Source organism: Streptomyces sp. SID13726, from assembly GCF_010548375.1.
GTDB lineage: Bacteria > Actinomycetota > Actinomycetes > Streptomycetales > Streptomycetaceae > Streptomyces.
In genome coordinates, this window is sequence record NZ_JAAGLY010000044.1 from 19,622 (window position 1) to 27,019 (window position 7,398).

Annotated in this window: 7 protein-coding genes; 1 reads left to right on the forward strand and 6 read right to left on the reverse strand. The window is 69.8% G+C overall.

The genetic code is table 11. The features are described 5' to 3' along the window. Positions 1-5: 5 nt before the first annotated feature. The 5 genes from G3I78_RS45675 to G3I78_RS45695 form a co-directional block, all read right to left on the reverse strand. Positions 6-2,270, reverse strand: coding sequence for a UvrD-helicase domain-containing protein (locus tag G3I78_RS45675; protein ID WP_164436287.1), 2,265 nt, complete (start codon positions 2,268-2,270; stop codon positions 6-8). Between the two features lie 109 nt (positions 2,271-2,379). Continuing rightward, positions 2,380-3,141, reverse strand: a complete 762-nt coding sequence (locus G3I78_RS45680) for a hypothetical protein (protein WP_164436289.1) — start codon at positions 3,139-3,141, stop codon at positions 2,380-2,382. A gap of 183 nt (positions 3,142-3,324) precedes the next feature. Next, positions 3,325-3,639, reverse strand: a complete 315-nt coding sequence (locus G3I78_RS45685) for a thioredoxin family protein (protein WP_164436291.1) — start codon at positions 3,637-3,639, stop codon at positions 3,325-3,327. A 14-nt stretch (positions 3,640-3,653) separates the two neighbouring features. Then, positions 3,654-4,040: a MerR family transcriptional regulator gene (locus G3I78_RS45690; RefSeq protein WP_164436292.1), complete on the reverse strand. Its 387-nt coding sequence runs from the start codon at positions 4,038-4,040 to the stop codon at positions 3,654-3,656. Positions 4,041-4,069: 29 nt separating this feature from the next. Further along, on the reverse strand, positions 4,070-4,513 hold the full coding sequence (locus G3I78_RS45695; RefSeq protein ID WP_164436294.1) for an Lrp/AsnC family transcriptional regulator: 444 nt from the start codon (positions 4,511-4,513) through the stop codon (positions 4,070-4,072). A gap of 105 nt (positions 4,514-4,618) precedes the next feature. Here G3I78_RS45695 and G3I78_RS45700 point away from each other — a divergent pair, with 105 nt between their 5' ends. Continuing rightward, a complete protein-coding gene (locus G3I78_RS45700; RefSeq protein ID WP_203616435.1) occupies positions 4,619-5,527 on the forward strand; it encodes an NAD-dependent epimerase/dehydratase family protein in 909 nt (302 codons plus the stop codon). 98 nt (positions 5,528-5,625) lie between these two features. Here G3I78_RS45700 and G3I78_RS45705 read toward each other — a convergent pair whose 3' ends face one another. Beyond that, on the reverse strand, positions 5,626-7,188 hold the full coding sequence (locus tag G3I78_RS45705) for an ATP-binding protein (RefSeq protein ID WP_164436298.1): 1,563 nt from the start codon (positions 7,186-7,188) through the stop codon (positions 5,626-5,628). Positions 7,189-7,398: the final 210 nt, after the last annotated feature.

Here is a 7,398-nt window from a genome sequence, read left to right on the forward strand (position 1 = left end):
GGTACTCAGGTGGTGACCAGCGCCTTCGGCAACCGGCCCGTGTGCAGCACCCCCAGCCGCTGGGTCGCCCGGGTCAGCGCCACATAGAGGTCGCTCGTGCCGTACAGCCCCGGCTCGACCACCAGCACCGAGTCGAACTCGAGCCCCTTGGACTGCCGGGGGTCCAGGAGGACGACGGTCCGCGTGAGGTCGGGCTGTTCGCCGGCCGTCACCCCGTCGAGCCGGGCGGCGAGCCTGCGGTGCAGATGGCGCGGGGCGATGACGGCGAGCCGTCCCTCGGCGGGGGTCAGCTCCTTCACCGCCTCGGCGACCGCGCCGGGCAGATCGTCGGTGGCGCGGACCCAGGGCCGTACGCCGGTCGAACGCACCGAACTCGGAGGTTGGAAGTCCGGGTTCTCCGCGCGTACGACGGCTGCCGCGAGGTCCATGATCTCGGCGGGGGTGCGGTAGTTGACGCCGAGGCGGGCGTGCTCCCAGCGGTCCTCGACGTACGGCTCCAGGATCCCGGACCAGGACCCGACGCCGGCCGCCTCCGCGGTCTGCGCGGGGTCGCCGACCAGGGTCATCGAGCGGGTCGGGCTGCGCCGCATCAGCAACCGCCAGGCCATCGGGGACAGTTCCTGCGCCTCGTCGACGATGATGTGCCCGAACGCCCAGGTCCGGTCGGCCGCCGCGCGTTCGGCGGCGCTGCGGTGGTCGTCCTCCTCCTGCCGCTCGGCGAACCGCTCGGCGTCGATGATGTCGTGGGCGGACAGCACCTCGGAGTCCTCGTCGTCGATGTCCTCGAACTCGTAGGTCCGCGAGGCGTACGACACGTCGAGCACGCCCTGCGCGTACGCAACCTGGGTCTCCCGCTCCCGCTCGGCCAGCGCCCGCGCCACCCGCTCGTCCACGCCGAGGAGTTCGGCGGCCTCGTCGAGCAGGGGCACGTCCGCCACGGTCCAGCCCCGGGTCACCGGGCGGCGGATCGCGGCCGCGTCCTCGTCAGGGAGGTAGCCGACCGGGTCGGCGAGGAAGTCGGCGACGAGTCGCTGCGGGGTCAGCCGGGGCCACAACTGGTCGATGGCGGCCCACACTTCGGGGTTCTCGGCGATCTCGTCGCGGATCTGGGTGATGTCGCTGGGGTCGAGGAGGCTGCTGCCGTCGTAGGGGTCGGTGCCGACCCGCTCGGCGTACAGCTCGGTGAGGGTGTTGAGGATATGGCCCTCGAAGTGCTCCCGGGCCACGTTGTGCGGCAGCCGGGCGGCCCGGGTCTTCTCGCGGGCCACCTTCACCAGACCGTCGTCGAGCATCAGGACCTCGCGGTCGTGCTCGATCGCGATCACCGGGTCGGGCAGCGCCTGCCAGTCGCGTACGGCGTCGGCGAGGACGTCCGCCATGGCGGCCCGACCCTTCACCGCGGCCGCCGCCCGGCTGTCGGTCGCCGTGGCCTTCACGCCGGGGAACAGCTCGCCGACCGTGGCGAGCAGCACACCCGTCTCGCCCAGCGAGGGCAGCACCTCGCCGATGTAGCCGAGGAAGGCGGGGTTGGGGCCGACGATCAGGACGGCCCGCTTGGCGAGCAGCTCGCGGTGCTCGTAGAGGAGGTAGGCGGCCCTGTGCAGGGCCACGGCGGTCTTGCCGGTGCCGGGACCGCCCTCCACCACCAGCACCCCGCGATGGGGTGCGCGGATGATCTCGTCCTGCTCGGCCTGGATGGTCTGCACGATGTCGCTCATGCGTCCGGTGCGCGCGGAGTTCAGCGCGGCCAGCAGTACGGCGTCGCCGGTCGGGTCCTCGTGGCCGGTGCGCTCCTGGTCGCCGAGGTCGAGGATCTCGTCGTGCAGGTCGGTGACCCGGCGGCCGTCGGTGCCGATGTGCCGGCGGCGGCGCAGGCCCATCGGGGTGTGGCCGGTGGCCAGGTAGAAGGGGCGGGCGACGTCGGCCCGCCAGTCGATGAGGACCGGGGTGCGCTCGGTGTCGTCGGTGCGCAGTCCGATCCGGCCGATGTGATGGGTGACACCCGAGGTGAGGTCGATCCGGCCGAAGCAGAGCGAGCCGTCCACCGCGTTGAGTGCCGTCAGCAGTCCCGAGCGCTCGGCGACCAGGATGTCCCGCTCCAGCCGGGCCTGCATGGGGGTGTTGCCCTGGGCGAGCGCGTCGGTGACCGACGTCTCGGTGTCGCCGCGCAGGGCGTCCACGCGCGCGTACAGGTCGTCGATGAATTCCTGTTCGCACTTGATTTCATGGTCTGGCAAACCGGTGTTTGACAATTCCGCTCCCGCCCGCATATACTGTGCTCACTGAGCTTCTTTGCGACCTGACCCTTTCGAAGTCGCGAACCATTAAATATACGCAGAGAAAACCCCCGGGCGCAATGCCCGGGGGTTTTCTCGTGTGTCAGTTACGGGGCGTGGCGCTCAGGCTCGTGCCCTGCGAGGTGCCCGACTGGGCGAGGTGGATCGTCGTGTGCGTGGTCGGGGCGGTGGACACCGCGCCGGAGTTGTTGCACATCGACTGGCGCTCGGACGCGTTCATCGGACGCGTCTGGATGGTGACCGTCGCGTACTGCATCTCGTCCGGGTCGTACTGCGTGAGCGTCGGGTAGGCGTACCACTCGAAGTGGCCGTGGCGGCGCTTCGGGTAGTTGATGACCATGCGGCCGGTGACCCGCTGCATCGCCGGGGCGATGGTCGCGAAGCCGATGGAGTACTCCGGCACCTCGGCGCTGATCTCCTCGGTCTCCGAGGAGGAGTACGACCAGGTGTGGCCGAAGGACGTCTGGATCGAGGCGCTGAAGATCTTCGACAGGCCCGCCTCGACACCGGCCGAGACGCTGATGCTGTTCTCCTCGGTGCGGCCCTCGGTGGTCTGCCGCCCGAAGGTGACCTTCCCTCCGCAGGCGTGCACGGTCGAGCCGACCTGCTTCGCCGGGCCGGTGAAGATGCTGCGCTTGGCCGGCTCGAACCGGCACCGGTCGGCCTTGCCCAGACCGTTCACGTTCTGGTTGCAGGAGGTGAGCAGGGCCGACTGGTCGTACCAGTTGTCGTCCGCCGCGTGGGCGGAACCGGCGCCGGCGATCAGCGCGCCGACCATGGCGAGGCCGGACACGGCCACCGTCGTCGACCTGCGCTTGCTGGATTTCGCGAGAAGAGAGGTCACGTTGCGATCTTTCTTGTGCGGTGGGGGGTGGGGCCGGACGGAGGGAGCGCTCCCATGGGAATAGAAAGCGCTCTCTGCCCGACACCCAGAAAGCTATATCAGCCGCCGCTCCGCAAAACCCAAGGAAAGGCAAATATTAGAAGTCTCTGAATTCAACTACCCATTGGTAATCAATTCAGTGACTCAGAGCACATCGATTGTCTCTTCGAGAAGTCGGCGTTTCGACCGGGCCCCCACCATCGACTTCACCGGTTCTCCGTTCCGGAACACCATGAAGGTCGGCATCGAAAGGACTTTATAGGAGTTCGTGGTCAACGGATTGGTGTCGACGTCCAGTTGAACCACCTTGAACCGCTCGCCCTCCTCCGCCGAAAGGGCGCTGAGCACCGGTCCCATCTGCCGGCACGGCGGACACCAGTCGGCGGTGAACTCCACCAGTACCGGCAGTTCGGAACGCAGTACCTCCGCCTCGAAATCCGTGTCCGTCACCTCGGTCACACCCGCTGCCCTGATCACTGTTCGTGTCCTCCCAGTTCGCACATCGGATCCGTGCCGTCGACCAGGGCGAGCCGCGCCCCGATCTTGGCCCGCACGGCCTGCAACTCCCCGATCAGGGAGTCGAGTTCGTCCAGCTTGCGGCGGTAGACGCCGATCGACGCGGGGCAGGTGTCGCCCTCCTCGTGACCGGCCCTCAGACACTCCACGAACGGCCGGGTCTCCTCCAGGTCGAACCCGAAGTCCTGGAGCGTCCTGATCTGCCGGAGCAGCTTCAGGTCGTCCTCGTCGTAGGTCCGGTACCCGTTGCCACCGCGCCGCGCGGGCAGCAGGCCCCGTGTCTCGTAGTAGCGCAGGGTCCGCGTGGTGGTCCCGGCCCGTGCGGCCAGCTCGCCGATTCGCATGCCCCCGAACGTAGTCCTTGACGCCGAGGTCAAGGCAAGAGCGGCTTGTGCTCCACGGGAGAGGTCAGCACGATCGACGTGGTCGTGCGGCCGAGGGCGGAGACGGCCTCCAGGACCTCCTCCAGGTGGACGGTGTCCCGCACGGCGGTCTTGAGGATCCAGCAGTCCTCGCCGACGACATGGTGCACCTCGGTGATCTCCGGCCGCTCGATCAGCTCCAGCGTCCGCGGGTGCTTCAGGGTGTAGCCGCCGTGCGGGTCGACCCGGACGAACGCCTGGATGCCGTACCCGAGCCGGGCCGGTACGACCCGGGCGCCGTAGCCGCTGATCACGCCCGCCGCCTCCAGCCGCCGCACCCGCTCGGTGACCGCGGCCGGGCTCAGCCGCACCCGGCGTCCCAGCTCACTGAGCTTGATCCGGCCGTCGCTCTGGAGGAGTTCGAGGATCTGCCGGTCCACCGCGTCGAAGGCCACCGGGTTTTCGACGGTACCGACGCGCGACGGCCGCGCTTCTTTCGGTGTCGCGTCCCGAACTCCCATGGTTCCCCCTTCAGTACCCGGTGGTGCGCCGGGAGAATTATGGTCATGGAAAAGGCACGGGAGATACTCGTCATCGGCGGAAGCCGCTATTTCGGCAAGCGGCTGATCGCCCGGCTGCTGGCCGCCGGGGACCGGGTCACGGTCCTCAACCGGGGCTCGTCCGCGCCCCCTTCGGGCGTGACCCACCTCATCGCCGACCGCGACGACGAGCACTCCATGCTCGGCGCCCTGGGCTCCCGCGCCTTCGACACCGTCGTCGACCAGGTCTGCTACACCCCGCGCCAGGCGGCGATCGCCCGCCGGGTCTTCGCGGGACGCACCCGCCGCTATGTGATGACCTCGACGGTGGAGGTCTACGAGTACGAGGACTCCATCGCCCTCGTACGCGAGGACGCCGTCGACACCACGACCGTGCCCGTCGACCTCGAACTCCCCTGGGGCGACCCGGAATTCCTCGAATCCCATTACGGGGAAGGAAAGCGCCAGGCGGAATCCGTGTTCGCCACCGACCCCGCCTTTCCCTTTACGGCCGTCCGCGTCGCCCATGTCCTCGGCGGCACCGACGACTTCACCGGGCGGCTCGCCCACTACGCCGACCGGATCCGCACCGGCGAGCCCATCGCCGTACCGGTGGACAACCAGCCGGCCACCTACATCCACGTGGAGGAGATCGCCGACTTCCTCGCCTGGACGGTGGGACAGAACTTCACCGGTCCTGTGAACGCGGCCTCCCACGGGCTGCTGGGCACCGAGGAGTTGTGCGAGGCGGTGGCCGTGCACGTCCCCGACGGCAGGACGGTCCTCCGGCCGGTCGAGGTCGGCGAGGTCTCACCGCTCTCCTTCACCCACTCCTACGGCATGTCCAACGCCCGTGCCACGCGGCTCGGGTTCGCCTTCGGTGAGGTGCGGGGGTGGTTGCCGGGGGTGGTTGCGGAGACGGTGGGGTGAGGGGCGGGGGTTGGGGGTGGGACTGGTGCTGGCGGCTGAGGTGGGCGTGGGTGGTGAGGACGGCGCTTCCTGACCTTCTGGCCTTCTGGCCTTCTCGGTCAGCGTGGGGGCGGAGGGTCGTAGTGGCCCAGGGAGGTGTGAGGGAGGCGGCGGCCGGGGGCGGGGCCTAGGTACACGCCGCCGTAGAACTGGGGGCCGGCTTCGTCCTCGTCCGTCATCCAGTCCTCGTCGTCCACGTCCTCGCCGCCTCGTACGCCGAGCAGCCGGCAGGTGAGGCGGTCGTTGTCGGAGAGGAGTTCGTCGAGGGCCTCGCGGACGTCCGACGCTTCCGTACGGGCCGACTCGCGCTCCGCGGCGATCAGTACGGCCCTGCGGACCAGCTCCTTGGTGAAGGAGGCGGTGGTGCCCTCGGTGCGGGTGACGACCTCCTCGGCGATCTCCTTGCCGAGGTCCAGGCCCGCGCCGTACAGGTCGAGGAGGCGGGCGCGGCCCTCGGCGTCGGGCAGCGGGATCTCGACGGCGAGGTCGACCCGGCCGGGGCGCTGGACGAGGGCGGGTTCGAGGAGGTCGGCGCGGTTGGTGGTGAGGAGGAAGGCCACGTCGGCGTCGTCGCCGAGGCCGTCCATCTCGTTCAGCACCTGGAAGAGCAGGGGCTGTTCGCCGCCGCCGTAGTCGCGGGCCTCGGCGATCAGGTCGCAGTCCTCCAGGACGACGAGGGCGGGCTGGAGCATCCGGGCCAGGGAGCAGGCCGGGCCGATGGCGTCGATGCCGGTGCCGGAGAGGACCACCACCGTGAACTCCGGGAGGTGGGAGAGGAGATAGCGGATCGTGTGGGTCTTGCCGGTGCCGGGCGGGCCGTAGAGGAGGAGTCCGCGGCGCAGGTGCTGGCCGGCCGCGCGCAGCTGCTCGCGGCGCCGGGCCACGCCGACGACCTGGCGCTCCACGCGCTCCAGGAGGCCCTCCGGCAGCACGATCCCGTCGCGGGTGAGGCCGGGGCGGCGGTGGAAGCGGAACGGGCCGAGACCGGAGTGGAAGTCCGAGCCCTCGAAGGAGAGCACCTGGCCGCGGAAGATGTTGTGCTCGCGCACCAGCCGGTCGATGTCGGCGAGCACGCGGTCCCCGAACTCCTTCGTCTCCGCGAGGACTTCCAGCTCGACCTTGTTGCGGCCGTACTCGTCGGCGGGGCCGCGCAGCAGTACGGCGAAGCGGTGGTCGCCGTCGGTGCCGAGGTAGAACCCGCAGGAGACGCACGGGAGTTCGTCGTCCGGGGAGACGGGCAGCTGGGCGTAGTCGACGGCACCGATCACGAAACGGTCGTAGCGGTCGGCGGATTCGAGGATGTCGCCGAGGGAGAGGTCGCCGTGGTGGCGGGCACCGCGCAGACCGATGAGGTCGTACGAGCGGGTCGGCTCCGCCGTGAACCAGCGCTCCAGGGCGAGGTGGACGTTGGGGAGGTCGAATGGCGGGTAGGCCGCCTTGACGACGGGGTGCTCGCTGGGGGTGAACCCGAGGTGGGACCGCAGCCGCTTGCTGAGATCCCGCGCCTCTTCCCGCTCCTTGTCCCGGGGCCGGGCCACCGCCATCAGAAACTCGTAGAACAGCTCACTGACCCGCTCCATCGAGGCGGAATCCACCTCACCCCACTCCACCGACTCCCCCATACCCGCCTCCGTACATCCGACCGAACACACCGAGACCTCCAGCGTGGGGCCCACCGGGGCAAGGGGTCAAAGGATTTGGGGCATGTGGGCGCCAACTGTGCGGAAAGGGGTGGGAGGTGGTAAGAGCGTCGGGCGTCGGGCGTCGGGCGTCGGGCGTCGGGCGTCGGGCGTCGGGCGTCGGGCGTCGCGCGTCGGGCGTCGGGCACCGCG